The sequence below is a fragment of the Kibdelosporangium philippinense genome (genome assembly GCF_021390435.2).
Classification (GTDB): domain Bacteria; phylum Actinomycetota; class Actinomycetes; order Mycobacteriales; family Pseudonocardiaceae; genus Kibdelosporangium; species Kibdelosporangium philippinense.
Genome location: NZ_JAJVCN010000003.1, coordinates 1,318,779 through 1,336,855 on the forward strand (window position 1 = coordinate 1,318,779; position 18,077 = coordinate 1,336,855).

Sequence of the window (18,077 nt, forward strand, 5' to 3'; positions counted from 1 at the left end):
ACAACATTCCCGGTTCGTTCGGGTTTGTGCTGGTCAGATTGTATAGCTAGATTTTTGACGCTTGCTCATTTTGCGGGGCCAGGGCGATCCTGGCGGACATGACCGACATTCTTGGGCGCCCCGAAGCGCAGTTGGATGACGTGAGCTTCGACCAGCTCAGGCAGCTGGTCGGCCTGGTGGACTACGACTCGGCGAAGGACCCGTTCCCGGTCAAGTCGATGGACGCGGTGGTGTTCGTGGTTGGCAACGCCACCCAGACCGCGTGGTTCTACCAAACCGCGTTCGGCATGAGCCTGATCGCGTACTCCGGACCGGAAACGGGCAATCGGGACCACAAGTCCTATGTGCTCAAATCCGGCTCGGCCCGGTTCGTGATCAACGGTGGCGTGGCGCCGGACAGCCCGCTGCTCGACCACCACCGCAGGCATGGCGACGGTGTCGTGGACCTCGCGCTGGAAGTCGGCGATGTGGACCAGTGCGTCGAACACGCCCGCAAGCAAGGCGCGACCGTGCTGGAGGAGCCGCACGACGTCTCGGATTCTTTTGGCACAGTGCGGATCGCGGCGATCGCGACGTATGGCGAGACCCGCCACACGTTGGTCGACCGGTCCCGCTACACCGGCCCTTACCTGCCGGGCTACGTCGCCCGTTCGAGCACTGTTCAGCGTCCGGCGGGCGCGCCCAAGCGCTTGTTCCAGGCCGTCGACCACTGCGTCGGCAACGTTGAGCTCGGCAAGATGGATTACTGGGTCGAGTGGTACAACCGCGTGATGGGCTTCGTGAACATGGCGGAGTTCATCGGCGACGACATCGCCACGGACTACTCGGCACTGATGTCGAAGGTCGTGTCCAACGGCAACCACCGGGTGAAGTTCCCGCTCAACGAGCCCGCGATCGCCAAGAAGAAGTCGCAGATCGACGAGTACCTGGAGTTTTACGAGGGCGCTGGTGTGCAGCACATCGCCTTGGCCACCAACGACATCATCGCGACGGTTGAGGCGATGGCCGCCGCGGGCGTCGAGTTCTTGGAGACACCGGATTCTTACTACGACGACCCGGAGCTGCGGGCCCGGATCGGCAAGGTCCGGGTGTCCATCGAGACTTTGAAGCAGTACCGGATCCTGGTTGACCGGGACGAGGACGGGTATCTGCTGCAGATCTTCACGAAGCCGATCGGTGACCGGCCGACGGTGTTCTACGAGCTGATTGAGCGCCATGGGTCGCTGGGCTTCGGCAAGGGCAACTTCAAGGCCCTGTTCGAGGCGATCGAGCGCGAGCAGGAGCGCCGAGGCAATCTGTAACGCCGGGACGCCATCAGCGCCCCGCGGCAACCTGCAACACCGAAGCGCCATCAGCGCCCGGAGGCAGACCTGGCCCTGCGAGGCTACGGCACGCCACCGACAAAAACCCGAGTTCGACCTGAGCACCCCCCGATGGCCCAAAGTACTGAGAGGGTCCGACAAAACCGGAGAGATGCCTTCCCTCTGGGCGCTGGGGGTGGTGTTTTGCCTTCGCGTGGCAAGGCAAAACACCACCCCTCAGCATTTGACGACCTGGACCTGCCCCAAGCCCTTGGTCGTCTGTTGGCCGTCCTTGGCGACGGCGACGACGGTCACGTCGGCAGTGTGACCGGCGTACCGCTCCGGGAACGGCCCGACCTGGCTGTACCAGGTCTCGCCCATGCGGATCATCGAGATCGTCACTGTGGTGTCCCTGATCCGCACAGTCATACGGACCGAATCAACGCCGCTAGGGGCATTCACGCCGACCTTGACCCGGGTCGACGATCGGCACCTGTCGCCCGTCCCGATGGTGCGGTGTTCGATCGCGTCCGAGCCCGCGACAATCGTTGGCGCCACTCGTGTCTGAGCCAGGGGCGTGGGCGAAGGCTTGACGGCGGCGAGGGTGGGAGCCGCCGAGGTAGCCGGGACCGTGGGCGCGACCGTCTGCGAAGCGCTGCCCGAAGGTTGCACGGGCATCTCGGGCCGTACGACCGGCGAAGCCACCTGGCTCACGGTCGCGGGCATTGCCACGCCAGGTTCCCGGACTTTGACCTCTTGCACGACAACCAGCGCGCCACCGATGGCCGCGGCGGCGACGACAGCGGCCACAGCGACCTTCTTCAAGGTCAAGAGTGTGCCCAGGACGCCGATAGGGACAACGAAAATGGCCTTACGGACCCCTTCGAGCGTCGCTGCTTTCCGTTCCCGGCAGGCCGTGCAAGTCTTGACATGCTTATGGATCCGCGTGCACAAGGTGCCGTGCGGATCCGGTTTGCTGACGGCCTTCGTCACCTCTGGGCAACGCATGGCATCGTCGACTGCCAGGGTTGCTGCGACGATTGCTTCGCCGACGTGCTCGGCCAGTCGTTGGAACGTGATTCGCAGTGCTGTGGGTTTCAGGTCCAGTTCTACGCAGACTTCTTCTTCCGTCAGCACTCCGCCTTCGAGGGCCAGGTTGTAGGCCAGTACTTCCAGCTGACGGGGTGTCAACAGGGGTTTTGCCATTTCGATGAAGCGTTTGGCGTCCAGCGAGCTTGTTCGGCCGACCACGTCTTCCGAGGCCAGTTGGTCCAGCAGTTCCATCGCGTAGGACGCGGACCGCGGCGACCGCGCCTCGCGGCGGGCCGCGTCCTTGGTCAAGTTGAGTGCCACCGTTGCGAGGAACACTCGCGGGTTCACGATCGGGTGCTTCGGTGGTCTGCGCTGCAGCTTCTCGAAGACCGCCTGCACCAGGTCTTCCGCGTCGTGCTGGTTTCCCGCGCGCTTCTGGCAATACGCCAACAGCCATGCCCGGTTCTGCTGGCACAGCAAGGTCAACTCCGCGCGACTCAGCCGACGAGGAATCCCGAGGTCGTACATCTCAGCACTCACATAGTGTTGGACGCTTCAGGTTCCCTAATCGGAACACCGAACGGCCAGGTTCGCCGGAAGGCGTTACGCGCTCCACGACCGGGTGGCGCAAATGACTACGTGCCGTTATCGCAAGGGGCTCGATAGCCTGACTCTCATGTTCTTGTGGGGCGTCGCAGGCGCGGGGTACCAGTCCGAGGGCGCGGCCCCGGACAGCAACTGGTCGCGGTTCGTCACCGGATATCAGAACTCCGTCGACTTCCTGCATCGCTACCCGCAGGACATCGAGCTTGCCGCACACCTCGGCGTCGAGGTGTTCCGGCTGTGTGTCGAATGGGCCCGCGTTCAACAGGTTCCCGGTGAATGGGACTTCGAGTTCTACGACGACGTGGTGGCCAAGGTCCGCGCGGCGGGCATGCGTCCGATGATCACGCTCGACCACTGGGTATACCCGGCGTGGACGGGCGGCTGGCGCAACCCGAAGATGGTCGAGCTGTGGCTGGCCAACGCCGATCGCGTGATCAAGCGATACGCGGGCAACGGCACTATCTGGATCACTTTCAACGAGCCGACCGTCTACATGGCACACGAGATGCGGCAGGGCCGGTTCAGCCCGATGATGCCGAGCAGGCTGGTACAGGCACACAAGGGCGCGTACCGACTGATCCACGAAGCCGACCCGCAAGCCTTGGTGTCCAGCAACGTCGCGTACATCCCGGTGGTGAACCGGTTGGTGGACTTCGGTTTCCTCGACTGGATCGAGCGGTATCTCGACTTCGTCGGGATCGACTACTACTACGACGTCACGCCAGGCAATCTGACCGCGATGCACGGCGCGACCGGCAAGCTGTACAAGATCGACCCGGAACCCAAAGGGATCTACCGCGCGCTGAAGCACTACGCGCGCAGATTTCCCCGACTGCCGTTGTACATCGTGGAGAACGGCATGCCCACGGACAACGGCCAGCCTCGGCCGGACGGGTACACCCGGTCAGATCACCTGCGTGACCACGTGTTCTGGATGCAGCAGGCGCAGTCCGAGGGCGTGCACGTGCTCGGCTACAACTACTGGAGCCTGACCGACAACTTCGAGTGGGGCAGCTACCGGCCACGCTTTGGTCTGTACACAGTGGACGTACAGACCGATCCCGTGCTGGTCAGGCAGCCGACTGACGCGGTAGAGACGTACCGGGAGATCATCATGTCCGGGTTGCCGGACGACTACCGGCCGAAACGGTAGCCAATTCGGCCGACGCATCCGCGAACCTGCTGCTTCCCTTAAGGAATCCTGTCAGTCTGGCCACTGCGGCACATCGGGCCGACCGGTTGGGTATCCTCAGCGACAACGAGTAATCACCGACGAGGGGCAGAGTAAGCACATGGCAGGCGCGAACCGGGCCGCTGGAATGGTGCCACTGGTCGGTGCGATGGCCGCTGCCGCCGCGCTCGCGGGCGTCGCTGTGTTCAGCGCGTCCAGCGCCGGGTGCGCCAGCCCAGGCCAGCTTGTTCAGCGAGACGGCTACGTCGAACTGGTCGGCGGCTGCATCGACTCACAGGACCTGCCGCCCGCGCCGCTCGCCCCAGTTGTCCACCGAGGCGAGCCTTCATTCCTCCAGCAGTAAAAACCCTCGTGAGTGGTTAGCAGGGTTCTAACCCTGCTAACCACTCACGAGGGTTTTAAGGCTCAGGCCAGGGCTTGCAGGAGGTCCTGCACCAGGTCGGTGCCGTCTTCGATGCCGACCGACAGCCTGATCAGGTTGTCCGGTACCTCAAGCTCCGAACCCGCCACGCTCGCGTGCGTCATCTTGTGCGGGTGCTCGATCAGCGACTCCACACCGCCAAGCGACTCCGCCAGGATGAACAGCTTGGTACGGGCCGTCACGTCCAGTGCTGCCTGCTCACCGCCTGCGACCGTGAACGAGACCATGCCGCCGAACCGGCGCATCTGCTTGGCCGCGATCTCGTGACCTGGGTGTTCCCGCAGGCCCGGGTAGTACACGCGCTCGACACGCGGGTGCCCGAGCAGCGCCTCGACAATGCGCTCCGCGTTGTCCGAGTGCCGCTCCATGCGCACTGCGAGAGTCTTCACGCCACGCAGCGTCAACCACGCGTCGAACGGGCCTGGCACTGAGCCGGATGCGTTGCGCAGGAAGGCGAATTGCTCGTTCAGCTCGTCGTCCGAGGTGATCAGCGCGCCGCCCACCACGTCGGAGTGACCGCCGAGGTACTTCGTGGTCGAGTGCAGCACCACGTCCGCGCCCAATCCCAGCGGGGACTGCAGGTACGGCGTGGCGAACGTGTTGTCGACCACGAGCCGCGCGCCCACTTCGGCCGCGATTTGGGCGAGGCCGGCAAGATCCGAGATCGCCAGCAGTGGGTTGGTCGGCGTCTCCACCCAGATGACCTTGGTGTTCGGGCGAATCGCGGCCCGCACCGCGGCCAGGTCAGCCTGGTGCACCGGCGTGTGCTCGATGCCCCACAGCTTCAAGACCTTGTCTACCAGGCGGAATGTGCCGCCGTACGCGTCGTCCGGGATGACCACGTGGTCGCCGGGGCGCAGCATCGTGCGCAGCGCCACGTCACTCGCGGCCATGCCGGATGGGAACGCCAGGGCGTGCCGTCCGCCTTCGAGGGAAGCCAGACACTCTTCGAGTGCCGTCCGCGTTGGGTTACGGGTACGCGAGTACTCGTATTCGCCTTCTCGCAGGCCACCGACGCCGTCCTGGGCGAAGGTGGACGTCGCGTAGATCGGCGGGATGACCGCGCCAGTGCGCGGGTCTGGCCGCTGTCCAACGTGGATGGCCCTGGTCTCAAACCCGAGCCTGGAGTCCCCTTCTGACATGTACCAATCCTACGTTGAACCAGTCGAGTGACCAGAATGTGGGACACATCGCCCGGTTGGACGACGGGTCACCACCCCTGCTGCTGGGGGTAACCGCCGCCTGGCTGTTGCTGGGGGTAACCGCCCTGCTGCGGGTAACCCTGCTGGGGGAATCCACCGGACGGTGGGTAGCCCTGCTGCGGGAACCCACCCGAGCCAGGGTTGGGCGGGTAGCCGCCCTGCGGCGGCTGGTAGTCGTCGTACCTGTTGCCGCCCAAGTACCTGAACGTCGGCGGCAGCACCGCGAAGATCAACGTCAGCACCGCACCGATCGCCAGGAGCACGCGGAATGTGGCGGCCGAGTTGCCGAACTGGAAGACCGACTCGAGGTACCGGCCGAGGCCGACGCGAAGCTCGCCGATCAGCGGCTCGATGAAGAAGCCAGCGAGCGCCACGATCGCGCCCGCGATGGCGAGCACCGCACCGGCCGTCTTTCGCAACAGCACCAAAATCGACCCGAGCACCAGCAACAACGTGGCCAGCGCCTGGATGCCGAGCACGACAAGCAGCTCAGCGGGCAGCCCGCCGAACTGCCAGTCGACCAGCTCGAGCCAGTTGACCAGCAGGACGATCTCGAACCCGGCGGTCGCCAAGGCGAACAACACCGTGATGAGCGCGGTCGCCGGATTGCCGCCGCTTCTGGGTTCGGGCTGGTAGGGCTGCTGCTGCGGATACGGCTGCTGCTGCGGGTAACCACCCTGCTGCGGATAGGTCACGACTATCTCCCCCAACCCCTAGGGCGGGCTGTCGGCGTCTGGTGCGAAGACCATAAACCAGTTCTTCGCTGATCAGACCGCTTTCAACAAAGCGACGCCGAAGACTCCGCCCCAATGGGCAAAGGGCGCCCCGCTCGCGCGGGACGCCCCTTGATCACCACTGCTGTGGCGGTTGCTGGTGCTGGCCGTAACCAGGTGGTGGCTGCTGGCCGTAGCCCGGCTGCGGTTGAAAACCTTGCTGCTGCGGTGGTGGCTGCTGCCCCCACCCGGGAGGCGGCGGTTGCTGGCCGTATCCCGGCGGAGGTGGCTGCTGCCCGAAGCCAGGCGGCGGTTGCTGCTGGCCGTAGGGCGCCGGGCCGAAACCGGGTGGCTGCGGCTGCTGAAACCCGCCGGTTGGCGTCGCCGTGCCACTACCGCCACCAGTCACGTAAGCCTTGGTACCAGGGAAGAACTGCAACGAGCCGAGACCGGCGACCAAGATGCCGGAGATCAGGCCGATGATCACGAACGGACCGAGCTCGTCAAGCGGCAGGATGTCCTTCACGATCAACCAGACCACTGTGGCCACGAGCATCAGGCCACCGCCGACGAGCAACAGCATCGCGGCCATCGCGTTCTTCAGGAAAACCATCACGCCGCCACCGAGCGCGGCAAGCGCGCCGAGCAGAGTCGCGATGGCGAGGATCCAGAGCAACGTGCCTGACGGCAGCGATGTGGCGTCACGGATCGCCGCAGGCGCGGCCGAGTAGTTCTTGGCGTACGTGCTGAGGTCCCCGAAGTCCACGAACACGAAGACCGCGGTGAGCAGGCCGAGCAGCGCGGCCACACCACCGATCACCATGCCCATGCTGTTTCCACCACCGCCGCCCTGCTGCTGGAAGCCCGGCGGCTGGCCGTAACCAGGCGGCGAGGCGTATGCGCCTGGCTGCTGGTAGCCGGGCGGCGGAGCGAATCCGGGCTGCGGCTGGCCGAACTGTGACTGCTGGCCGTAATTGCCGAACGCCTGGGTCTGCTGCTGGCCAGGAGGCGGCGGGAACCCGGCAGGTGGGGACGGCGGCTGGTCGGCCGCGCTCGGCGGCGGGTCGTACTGCGGCATCGGCGGCGGCATCGACCCCGGCGGCACCATCTGGGTCGACTCGCCCTGCTGCGGCGGCTGTCCCGGCTGGACCATCTGCGTCACCTCCGGTGACTGGTCCTGCTGCTGGCCTGGGTGGCCAGGCTGGCCGGGCTGCATCACCTGCGTGCTCTCCGGCTGCTCCGGCGGCACGCCGCCCTGCTCCTGCGGTGGCTGGCTGCCGCCCTGCCATGGCTCGTTCGGCGGCTGCGGAGCACTCATCGCCCTTAACAACTCCCTAGGCCTGCTGCAACATCATGTTCGCGTGCCACGCTAGCCCAGCTCAGGGCGTTTCGCCGGACATAGCACGATCATGAAAAAGGCCCGCCGGATCGGCGGGCCCCTTCAGTTCACCACTGATGTGGCGGCGGCTGCTGTCCGTAGCCCTGCGGCGGCTGGCCGTAAGGCTGCTGCGGCTGCTGGCCATAGTGGGGCTGGCCGTACTGCGGCTGCTGCTGCGCGGTCGGCGCGACGATCACCAGCGTGTTCACGATGGCGTCCGCCCAGGTCTGGTTCTTCGCGCTCCACAGCGGCGCGAGATAGCCGATGCCGATCGGCAGCGAGTCGAGGATGTGCAGGAACTGACGGCCGAACGCGAGACCGAACCCGACGACCTGGCCGCTGTCCTCACGCACCAGCTTGATCCCGGCGACCTTCTTGCCCAGCGTCTGGCCCTTGATGCCGCCCAGGTAGCAGATGTTGTAGAAGAGGTTGATCAGGTTGATCACGCCCGCGAGGCCGATCAGCGCGAAGTTGAGGTTGGCGGCACCGACGCCTTGCAGAGCGGCCGCGATCCCGCCGATCAGCACATAGTCGATCAGACCACCGAGGAACCGCTGGCCCCAGCTCGCGAGCTGGTAGCCGCCGCCGTACTGGTACGGCGCGGCGGGCGCGGCCGGGTAACCCTGCTGCGGCGGGTAGCCCGGCGGCTGCTGCTGGGGGTAGCCGGGCTGCTGACCGAGCTGCTGGCCGAAGCCCTGCTGCTGGGGATACCCGGGCGGCGGCTGCTGGCCGTAACCCTGTGGGGGCTGCTGCTGGGGGTACCCGGGCGGGGGCGTGGGCTGGCCGTACGGCTGCTGCGGGGGCTGCTGAACCGGCTGCGGACCCGACGGCTGACCGCCTTGGCCCGGCCGGACCACCTGCGTGGCCTCGGGCTGGTCGAGCGCGCCACCACTACCGGGCCGCACCACCTGGGTGGCGTCCGGGTTCACGTCCTGCGCGGGCTGCGCCGGCTTGCCGGGACCGCCGATCGCGATCGTCGGCTCCGGGTTGGCCAGCGCGCCGGGAGGCTGCTGCTGGGGTGGCTGGTTCGGGTTCTGCGGAGCACTCATCGGGCGTATCCCCCTGCCTTCGGCACCTGTTGGCGCACCACGCTAGACGATTCGACTGGACAGTCAGCTTCCGGCCAGGTACCCGAGCAGGTCCTGGCGGGTCACGACGCCCGCAGGCTTGCCGTCGATCAGCACCAACGCGCCGTCGGCACCGGCGAGGGCCTTCATCGCGACGGTGATCTGCTCGCCCGCGCCGATCGTCGGCAGCGGCGCGGTCATGTGCTTGTCCAGCCGGTCGGCCAGCGCGGCCTTGCCGGTGAACAGCGCGTCCAGCAGATCCCGCTCGTTCACCGCGCCGACCACCTCGGCGGCCATCACCGGCGGCTCGGCGCTGACCACAGGCATCTGGCTGACGGAGAACTCACGCAGGTACGAAACAGCGTCCGCGACCGTCTCGGTCGGGTGCGCGTGCACAAGCTCAGGGATACGGCCGTCCTTGCGACGCAGCACGTCACCGACCGTGGCGCCGCTGTGCTCCGGCGGCAGGAAACCGTACGTCGCCAGCCACTTGTCGTTGAAGACCTTCGACAGGTAGCCGCGGCCACCGTCGGGCAGCAGCACGACGATCACGTCGTCCGGGCCGCACCGCTCGGCGAGCCTGATCGCGGCCGCGGCGGCCATCCCGCACGAACCGCCGACCAGCAGCGCTTCCTCACGGGCGAGCCTGCGGGTCATCGTGAACGAGTCCGCGTCGGAGATCTCGATGATCTCGTCGGCGATGGTGCGGTCGTACGTCTCCGGCCAGAAATCCTCGCCGACGCCCTCGACCAGGTACGGCCTACCGGTGCCGCCGGAGTACACCGAGCCTTCCGGGTCGGCACCGATGATCTTCACGCGACCGTCCGACACCTCCTTGAGGTACCTACCGGTGCCGGTGATCGTGCCGCCCGTGCCGACACCCGCGACGAAGTGCGTGATCTTGCCTTCGGTCTGGCGCCACAGCTCGGGGCCGGTGGACTCGTAGTGGCTGATCGGGTTGTTCACGTTGGCGTACTGGTTCGGCTTCCAGGCGCCGTCGATCTCACGCACGAGCCGGTCGGAGACGTTGTAGTACGAGTCGGGATGCTCCGGCGGGACAGCGGTCGGGCAGACCACGACGCGCGCGCCATAGGCCTTGAGCACGTTGCGCTTGTCCTCGCTGACCTTGTCCGGGCAGACGAAGACACAGTCGTATCCCCTGCGCTGGGCGATCATGGCGAGACCGACACCGGTGTTGCCCGAGGTCGGCTCGACGATCGTGCCGCCCGGCCTGAGCTCGCCGGACTTCTCGGCGGCGTCGATCATCCGCTCGGCGATCCGGTCCTTCACGCTGCCGCCCGGGTTGACGTACTCGACCTTGGCGAGCACAAGCGGCTTCAGCCCATCGGTGACCGAGTTGAGCCGGACAAGCGGGGTGTTGCCGATCAGATCAGCGACATGTTCGACGTACTCCACCACTGTCTCCTTCTCACTGCGCGCACGCTTTCGGCGCAGTTAGCCTAGCTCGCAGGACCCAACCAGGTCAGAGCCGCGACGCGAAGCGATTGCACGCCGGTGGTCAACGTGGGTTCGAGGACCGGCGCGAACACGGACGAGTGGTTGCTCGGCAGCGCTTCCACACCGCCGCGTCGCAACGCCTCAACGACCACGTCGAATTCGAGGCCGCCCCAGAACCAGAACACCGTCGGCACGCCCGCGGCCTCGCCAAAGATGCCGACGTCCTCGCTGCCGGTGATCAGCGGCATCACCATCACCTTGTCCGCACCGAACGTCCGGGCGAACTCGGCGACAGTCTTCGTCGTCGCCTCCGGATCGCTGACAAGCACGGGGGCGCTGTCGTTCCAGTCGAATTCCGGGTCCTTCGGCGCACCGCTCGCGGCCGATTCGGCACGCACGATCCGCTCGATCGCGGCGCGCACGAGGTCATGCGTCTGCTTTGTGTACGTCCGCATGTTGATGCCCAGCTCGGCGGTGTCCGGGATGATGTTGTCCTTGGTGCCCGCGTGCAGCTTGCCGACCGTGATGACCGCGGTCTCGCTCGGCGGGACCTCCCTTGCCACGATGCCCTGCAGGCGCGTGACCACGTTGGCCGCCATCAGGATCGGGTCGACCGTGGTCTCCGGCCGTGACCCGTGCCCGCCGCGACCGTGCAGCGTGACCTGTACCGAGTCCGAACCCGCCATGACCGGGCCGGTTCCGTAGCCGAGCATGCCCGCGGGCAGCGGGCCGACGTGCTGGCCGAGCACGATGTCCGGCTTGCCGAAACGGTCGAAAAGCCCGTCAGCGACCATCGCCCGCGCGCCCCTGGCGACCTCCTCGGCTGGCTGGAACACCAGCATCAGCGTGCCTGACCACTCGTCCTTGGCGAGTTCGCGCGCGGCACCGACCAGACAAGCGACGTGCATGTCGTGACCGCAGGCATGCATCACGCCCGGCACTTTGCTCGCGTACGGCAGGTCCGTCTTCTCCTCGACCGGCAACGCGTCCATGTCAGCACGCACCATGACCGTCGGGCCGTCACCTTTACGCAGCAATGCCACGACACCCGTTCCGCCCACTCCGGACGTGACTTCGTAGCCCAGCGGAGCGAGCGCTTGCGCTACTCGCTCGGCCGTGCGGTGCTCGTGCCCCGACAGCTCGGGGTGCTCATGCAGATCACGGTAGAAATCGGCCAACTCCACTCGGCCAACAGTACCTAACCTGCGGTTTTTCACCCGCAAAGAGCAGTCGTCGGGAAGTTGGGCGACCGTATGGTTTTAGTTACAGGGGGTGTTTCGCATGAGACTGAGCGTGCACCTGTTGTTGGAGACAGCCGACCTGCCCAACCTGCACGAGATCGACGGACGGCTGTTCGCGGTCGGCAGCACCCCGCCGCCGGAACTGCTCGTCCCTGACTTCGGCATCAGAGTCGCCGCCAATTCCGTGTACCTGCCCGCGATTGGGCTCGACCCGGAGTGGTTCCGCGCGCTCGCACACGACGGACTCGTGCGCGGCATGACGGGATCACACACCTTGCATGTGGAAGCACGGCAACCCGTACCGGAACTGCTCGCCGAACTACTGGCTCGCTATACCTCGACCCGGTATCGCACCGAGGCGCCGCTGCTCGACATCATCCGCGCGGTACCAACACGTTCGAACGTCACGGCACAACTGGATCTGACGCTGGCACACCGGATAAGGGCGGGCCTGAACGTCGGCCAGCAGGAGCCGGAACTGCGTCACCGCGGCGAGTTCTACGTGTTCGCCGAACGCCATTGGTTTCTGGTCGACCGTGGCCAACTGGCCGCACTGGAGGGAAAGCTAGCCGCGATACCCGACGTGACAGGGGAAATCGCGTTACAGCCGTGCGTTTCCCTTGCCCGGCACGCGGATGTGATGACCAGGGACATGGACTTGGTGTTCACCACGCAGACCTTCGCGCGGGCGAGCGCGACTGCGAAACGGTGGCGTGAATGGCCTTCCTGCCGTGACGAACTGACCGCGATCCACCGCGCGCACTGGCCCGACAGGACACTCGAGGAGCCGCGATTCGTCTACGCGATGGATCCACCTGGCGCGCTTCCGTTTCTCAACAAGGTAACGTTGTTGCATCACGTGACCAGGATCCGTGGATACGGCTTCGAGGTCGCCTTCGCCCGCAGGCCGATTCCGACCTGCACGGTCCCGTCTCCCCGGACCGAAGGTCTGCCCCTCAGGGACCCCCATTAGGGGCGAATTAGGGTGCCCGATCAGTCATGATCCGTGTATTACTTGCATCAGGGGCGGCGTGGGGAGGCGACCATGGGGATATTGCGAGGGTTTCGGGTCGTCGCGGTGACTCTTTGCGGGGTGGGCGGGGTGTCCGGCGCGATGTACGGACTGCTCACCGGGCAGGGCAAGCGGGCGCGGACATTGATCGGGCGGTCCACAACGGACCCACACCGGGCCGACGGGCTTTACCCCGGCGGCGTCGGCAGCGTGCTGAAGTTCGCCGTACTGGGTGATTCCCTCGCCGCCGGGCTCGGCGCGGAAAACGCGGGCCTGCTGCCGGGTGTGTTGCTCGCGCGCGGGCTGGTCGAGGAAACCGGGCGTTCGGTGCACCTGACGACCTATGCCCGCGTTGGCGCGAACACGCGGACCTTCATCTCCCAGGTCGACCAGGCGGTCGCGGATCGGCCGGACCTGGCGTTGGTCATCATCGGCGGCAATGACGTGACCGGGAAGATGCGGGTACGGACGTCGGCCGCTTTGTTGGGTATCGAGGTCGCGCGGCTGCGAGCGGCAGGGGCTGCTGTGGTTGTGGCGACATGTCCTGATCTCGGCACCATCAGGCCGATTCCGCAGCCGTTGCGCTGGGTCGTGCGGCAGTGGGGGCGGATGCTCGCGAAGGCTCAACGGCAGGTCGTGCTGCGCGCGGGCGGGATCCCGGTGCCTGCGGCTGACCTGATCTCATCCGAATTCCACATGCGCTATTCGGAGCTGTTCAGCCCGGACCGCTTCCACCCGAACGGTGCCGGATACCGGCACGCGTCGGACGTTTTGCTGGCGCCCTTGTGTCGTGCAGTGATGTAGCTCCCCTCGCGATTCTCACGGTTGGGCCTACAGTGACCGGTGAGTAACTTTTCGCGGGAAGCAAAGGAGCTGCGCCATGCCTGAGGCCGTCATCGTCTCGGCCGCCCGATCGCCGATCGGCCGTGCCGGTAAAGGATCGATGGTCAGCATCCGGCCGGACGACCTTGCTCAGCAGATCGTGCGTGCCGCGCTGGACAAAGTGCCCCAGCTGGATCCGACGCAGATCGACGACCTGATCCTTGGCTGCGGCCTGCCCGGCGGTGAGCAGGGCTTCAACATGGGCCGCGTGCTCGCGGTCGAACTCGGCTACGACCACCTGCCCGGTTGCACGGTGACGCGGTACTGCGCGTCCAGCCTCCAGTCGACCCGGATGGCCTTCCACGCCATCAAGGCAGGCGAAGGCGACGTGTTCATCTCGGCGGGCGTGGAAACCGTGTCCCGGTTCGCCAAGGGCAGCTCCGACTCGTGGCCCGACACCCACAACCCGCTGTTCGCCGACGCCGAGGCGCGTACGGCTTCCGTCGCCGCTTCCGGTGCTTCATCTTGGGAAGACCCGCGTTCGTCTGGCCAGGTCCCAGACGTGTACATCGCGATGGGCCAGACCGCGGAGAACCTGGCGTTGCTGAAGGGCGTGTCCCGTGAGGACATGGACCACTTCGGTGTGCGCTCGCAGAACCTGGCGGAGAAGGCGATCGCGGATGGCTTCTGGGCCAAGGACATCACGCCGATCACCTTGCCTGACGGCACTGTGGTTTCGGCTGACGACGGCCCGCGGCCTGGTGTGACCTACGAGAAGACCGCGCAACTGAAGCCCGTGTTCCGGCCGGACGGCCGCGTGACCGCGGGCAACTGCTGCCCGCTGAACGATGGTGCGGCCGCTTTGGTGATCATGAGCTCGGACAAGGCTTCCGCTCTCGGGATCACCCCGCTTGCCCGGATCGTGTCGACCGGTGTTTCCGGCCTGTCGCCCGAAATCATGGGTCTCGGTCCGGTTGAGGCTTCGCAGCAGGCTTTGGCGCGCGCCGGGATGTCGATCGGTGACATCGACCTCGTGGAGATCAACGAGGCCTTCGCGGCTCAGGTCATTCCGTCCTATCGGGACCTTGGCATCGACATCGACCGGTTGAACGTCAACGGTGGCGCTATCGCCGTCGGTCACCCGTTCGGCATGACCGGTGCCCGCATCACCACCACGCTCATCAACTCCTTGCAGCACCATGACAAGCAGTTCGGCCTGGAGACGATGTGCGTCGGCGGCGGCCAGGGCATGGCGATGGTCATCGAACGCCTCAGCTGAGTGTCACAGGCTCGTGAGTGGTTATGCGGGTTAGAACACGCGTAACCACTCACGAGCTCCGACCAGGCATGATGCGTCGGCCGGGGGAATGGCTGAGCGCTCCCCTTCGAGGCACCCGAAGTCAGCCTTCGATTTCCCGGTCTTCGCCGCGGCGGCGCAGGTAGTTGAAGCCGGGGATGCCGATGATCGCTTGCCGAACGTCCTTGGCGACGTCGAGCAGTTCGTGGATGTCCGGTCCGACACGGTCGAGCGTGCCGAGGATCGGCATGATGTCCTCGACCATGTGCTCGGCGAGTTTGGGGAGTTCGTCGACGAGCCGGATCGCCGCTTCTACCTCGTGTGCGGACATCTCCGCCGCGAAGCGAACCATCGGCTTTGTGGCTTCTACGACCTCCTCGGCCGCGGCAGTGACTCTGCGGGCGTGTTCGACCGCTGCTTCCGCGGAGGTGACGACGATGTCGGTGCGCTCGACGAGCTCGTTTGCCCGGCGAACGGCCTGCTCGGCGGCGGTGAGCAGGCCGAACACCCGGCCAGGGACCGAGACGACCGTTGTCACCGTCTGCACGGCCCAGCCGAACACGGTCCGCGGACCCGGGATATTGAGCGCCATATGTCAATTCTGCCGAAAAACCGGCGTTCAGTCAGATCGCGCCCCACACCATCGCGGCAACCCCGATTTTATCCCCTGACACATGGCTCAACCAGCCATTTCGCTCGTAAGAGGTACCGACCGAAGACCGTGTCCACCGTTCCTGAAGACCGTGTCCACCGTTCCGGCACACCGTGTCCACCGTTCCTGAAGACCGTGTCCACCTTTGCGGCACACCGTGTTGCACGTTGCTTGCGGGCGTGTCCTGTTGCAGCGGTGTTCTTTGCGCTTCGGGGCTCGTACCTCAGGGCATCTTGCATTGCACCGCCCTTGCGCGTGTCCACCGTTCCGTCACGGTGAGTCAAACTGCTCGACTCGCTTCCAGCGCGGCTGGGGTACTCGCCGTGCGCCGCTCGCGGGTTCAACTCACCATGACGGAGCCGGTGGACACGCGAACGAGAGCCGGTGGACACGCGAGGACACACGTAAAAAGGACCCCGGCCTGGCGGCCGGGGTCCTTTTTCTAGGTTTGTTAGTCGCTGCTGTTTAGCGCCCAGAGGAGGCGCAGGATTTCTACGTAGAGCCAGACCAGGGTGGTCATCAGGCCGAATGCCGCGTACCAGGCCCACTTCGATGGGAGACCTTCACGGATCATTTGGTCCGCCAGGTCGAAGTCGAGCAGGAGCATGAATGCGGCGATACCGATCACCACGAGGCTGAAGACGATCGCCAGCGTGCCGTTGCCTCGGATGCCCATGTTCACACCGAAGAGGCCGAGCACGAGGTTGACCAGCATCAGCAGGAAGGCGCCACCGGCGGCGGCGATGATCCACTTGGTCAGCTTCGGGGTTACCTTGACCGCACCGGTCCGGTAGACCACCAGCATCACGCCGAACACCAAACCGGTGCCCAGCAGCGCCTGCAGCGCGATCCCTGGCGCGAACATCTCGAACACGCCGGTCAGCGCGCCGAGGAAGACACCTTCGGCCGCCGAGTAGGTCAAGATCAGACCCGGGTTGGGGGTCTGCTTGAAGATGACGATCAGCGAGATGACCAGACCGACGAGACCACCGACGATCAGCGGCGGCCACGGCTGGATCGACCCGCCGAGTACAAGGACGGCCGTGATGATGCCGGTCAGCAGGGCCACGCCCAGCGTCATGGCGGTCTTCATCACGACGTCGTCGACGGTGATCGGGCGGTCCGCCTGAGTCGGCGGCGCCTGGTCAACGCCGTATCCGGGCATCCCACCCTGTGGGTAGCCCTGCGGACTGCCGAAGCCCGCGTAGCCAGCGTTTCCGCGGCCCTGCAAGTTGCGGAACGCGGGGTTGCTCGAAGAACGCACCTGATCCTCCATGGGCCTGTTGTGGCCTTCACCGGGTCCAACGGCCGAACGTGCCCGTGTGTTCCCGTCGGGTAAAGCAGATTTTACTCAGATCGATCCGACCAAATCGATCAGGTTACGGCGCAGCCTAACGTGTCCGGATGGGGTGATGTGTGCCGTTCGTAACCTTCACCTGCGGTTTTCAACCTCGTGTAACGTCCGCGCATCGTGCGTCTACCTTGTGGGTGATGGGTGCACGCAGAGCGAGGAACTGGCGGCCGATCACGTTGGGCGTCGCGTTGATCGTGACCTTCGTGATCCTCCTGGTAATCGGCATGCAAAAACCGGAAGGCACGCAGCCGGAGCCAGTGGCGTCGGCCACACCTGGAGACTGGCTGCGCAAGCTCGCTCCTGGCGAGCGTCCGCCACAGTTCGTGCTGTTCTCCTTCGACGGCGCGGGCGCGCACGACCAGTGGCAGCGCCTACTCGACCTGGCCGGACGGTCGAACGCGAAGTTCACCGCGTTCCTGTCCGGCGTGTACCTGCTCGCTGACGACCAGCGCAGGCAATACACCGCGCCCGGCCAGCCTGCGGGCCAGTCGACGATCTCGTTCGGGGGATCACCTGATCAGGTCAGGACCCGGATCGCCGACCTGAACGCCGCGATGGCCCGTGGAGTGGAGATCGGGACCCACTACAACGGCCACTACTGCAGCCCGCGATGGACAACACAGCAGTGGCAGTCCGAGCTGAACCAGTTCCTCCAGTTCGTCGACCAAGCAGGCGTACAGGGCCTGAAACTGGACGCGACGACCATCAAAGGCAGCAGGCTGCCGTGCCTCGAAGGCAAGTTCGACGCGGTCTTCGACGCGATGAAAAGCCGCGGCCTGACCTACGACTCCAGCCAGGTCTCCGACGGCGTGCTGTGGCCAGCCAAGGAGCGCGACATCTGGGAGTTCGCCCTGCCGATGGTCCGGATGCCGGCCGTGAACAACAAAAAGGTCACAATGGTCGACTACCAGATCTGGGAGGCGCTCAACCGCTCGAAGGACGACAAGTCCAAGCGCGACGAGTACGCCAGGGCGACGCTGGAGGTCTACCGCGCGGCCTACGACGCCACGCTGCGCGGAAACCGCGCGCCGCTGTTGATCGGCAACCACTTCCTCGACTGGGCGGGCGGCGGCTTCGGTGTGGCCGCCGAGCAGTTCATGGCCGAGGTGTGCGGCAAGCCGGAGACCGTGTGCACGACGTTCTCCGACGTCATCAAGTGGATGGACGCGCAGGACCCGGCCGTGCTCGAACAGTTGCGGAAGCTGCCCGCCGCGCAAACGTAAAGGCAACTTTTCCCTGCTGCCACCTCGTCACCTTGGGCAGGAGACGAAAAGGGAGGCAGCGATGGGGGATCGCGACCAGGAGTTCGCGCAGTTCGTCGACGCGAAC

16 protein-coding genes are annotated in these 18,077 nt (G+C 65.8%); 7 read left to right on the plus strand and 9 right to left on the minus strand.

What is annotated here, in order from left to right; translation table 11 throughout:
• The first annotated feature begins 98 nt into the window (after positions 1-98).
• On the plus strand, positions 99-1,301 hold the full coding sequence (gene hppD / locus LWC34_RS38235) for a 4-hydroxyphenylpyruvate dioxygenase (RefSeq protein WP_233730095.1): 1,203 nt from the start codon (positions 99-101) through the stop codon (positions 1,299-1,301).
• A 237-nt stretch (positions 1,302-1,538) separates the two neighbouring features.
• On the opposite strand, the gene LWC34_RS38240 is transcribed toward hppD, so the two are convergent.
• Positions 1,539-2,873: an RNA polymerase sigma factor gene (locus LWC34_RS38240; RefSeq protein ID WP_233730096.1), complete on the minus strand. Its 1,335-nt coding sequence runs from the start codon at positions 2,871-2,873 to the stop codon at positions 1,539-1,541.
• 136 nt (positions 2,874-3,009) lie between these two features.
• Here LWC34_RS38240 and LWC34_RS38245 point away from each other — a divergent pair, with 136 nt between their 5' ends.
• Both LWC34_RS38245 and LWC34_RS38250 read left to right on the plus strand, forming a co-directional pair.
• Positions 3,010-4,092: a family 1 glycosylhydrolase gene (locus LWC34_RS38245; protein WP_233730097.1), complete on the plus strand. Its 1,083-nt coding sequence runs from the start codon at positions 3,010-3,012 to the stop codon at positions 4,090-4,092.
• A gap of 139 nt (positions 4,093-4,231) precedes the next feature.
• Positions 4,232-4,474 (plus strand): hypothetical protein, encoded by a 243-nt coding sequence (locus tag LWC34_RS38250; RefSeq protein WP_233730098.1) that lies wholly within the window; start codon positions 4,232-4,234, stop codon positions 4,472-4,474.
• Between the two features lie 62 nt (positions 4,475-4,536).
• Here LWC34_RS38250 and LWC34_RS38255 read toward each other — a convergent pair whose 3' ends face one another.
• The 6 genes from LWC34_RS38255 to LWC34_RS38280 form a co-directional block, all read right to left on the minus strand.
• Positions 4,537-5,694 carry a cystathionine gamma-synthase gene (locus tag LWC34_RS38255; RefSeq protein ID WP_233730099.1) on the minus strand — a complete coding sequence of 386 codons (1,158 nt, stop codon included), beginning with the start codon at positions 5,692-5,694 and terminating at the stop codon, positions 4,537-4,539.
• 68 nt (positions 5,695-5,762) lie between these two features.
• The gene (locus LWC34_RS38260; RefSeq protein ID WP_233730100.1) at positions 5,763-6,449 is read right to left on the minus strand and encodes a hypothetical protein; all 687 of its coding nucleotides are present in this window, start codon (positions 6,447-6,449) and stop codon (positions 5,763-5,765) included.
• 154 nt (positions 6,450-6,603) lie between these two features.
• Positions 6,604-7,785 (minus strand): hypothetical protein, encoded by a 1,182-nt coding sequence (locus LWC34_RS38265; protein WP_233730101.1) that lies wholly within the window; start codon positions 7,783-7,785, stop codon positions 6,604-6,606.
• A gap of 128 nt (positions 7,786-7,913) precedes the next feature.
• Positions 7,914-8,894, minus strand: coding sequence for an RDD family protein (locus tag LWC34_RS38270; RefSeq protein ID WP_233730102.1), 981 nt, complete (start codon positions 8,892-8,894; stop codon positions 7,914-7,916).
• Positions 8,895-8,957: 63 nt separating this feature from the next.
• On the minus strand, positions 8,958-10,328 hold the full coding sequence (locus LWC34_RS38275; RefSeq protein ID WP_233730103.1) for a cystathionine beta-synthase: 1,371 nt from the start codon (positions 10,326-10,328) through the stop codon (positions 8,958-8,960).
• A 44-nt stretch (positions 10,329-10,372) separates the two neighbouring features.
• Positions 10,373-11,554, minus strand: a complete 1,182-nt coding sequence (locus LWC34_RS38280) for an amidohydrolase (protein WP_233730104.1) — start codon at positions 11,552-11,554, stop codon at positions 10,373-10,375.
• Positions 11,555-11,651: 97 nt separating this feature from the next.
• On the opposite strand from LWC34_RS38280, the gene LWC34_RS38285 reads away from it, so the two are divergent.
• The 3 genes from LWC34_RS38285 to LWC34_RS38295 all read left to right on the plus strand — a co-directional run bounded on the left by LWC34_RS38285 (position 11,652) and on the right by LWC34_RS38295 (position 14,724).
• Positions 11,652-12,584: a hypothetical protein gene (locus LWC34_RS38285; RefSeq protein WP_233730105.1), complete on the plus strand. Its 933-nt coding sequence runs from the start codon at positions 11,652-11,654 to the stop codon at positions 12,582-12,584.
• Positions 12,585-12,656: 72 nt separating this feature from the next.
• Positions 12,657-13,427, plus strand: coding sequence for an SGNH/GDSL hydrolase family protein (locus LWC34_RS38290; protein ID WP_233730106.1), 771 nt, complete (start codon positions 12,657-12,659; stop codon positions 13,425-13,427).
• A 76-nt stretch (positions 13,428-13,503) separates the two neighbouring features.
• Entirely contained in the window at positions 13,504-14,724 is a 1,221-nt protein-coding gene (locus tag LWC34_RS38295; protein ID WP_233730107.1) for an acetyl-CoA C-acetyltransferase, read from the plus strand.
• Between the two features lie 121 nt (positions 14,725-14,845).
• On the opposite strand, the gene LWC34_RS38300 is transcribed toward LWC34_RS38295, so the two are convergent.
• On the minus strand, positions 14,846-15,334 hold the full coding sequence (locus LWC34_RS38300; RefSeq protein WP_233730108.1) for a hypothetical protein: 489 nt from the start codon (positions 15,332-15,334) through the stop codon (positions 14,846-14,848).
• Between the two features lie 511 nt (positions 15,335-15,845).
• A complete protein-coding gene (locus tag LWC34_RS38305) occupies positions 15,846-16,658 on the minus strand; it encodes a Bax inhibitor-1/YccA family protein (protein ID WP_233730109.1) in 813 nt (270 codons plus the stop codon).
• A gap of 227 nt (positions 16,659-16,885) precedes the next feature.
• Between LWC34_RS38305 and LWC34_RS38310 the strand changes: the two genes are divergently transcribed.
• A complete protein-coding gene (locus LWC34_RS38310; RefSeq protein ID WP_233730110.1) occupies positions 16,886-17,971 on the plus strand; it encodes a polysaccharide deacetylase family protein in 1,086 nt (361 codons plus the stop codon).
• Positions 17,972-18,077 lie beyond the last annotated feature (106 nt).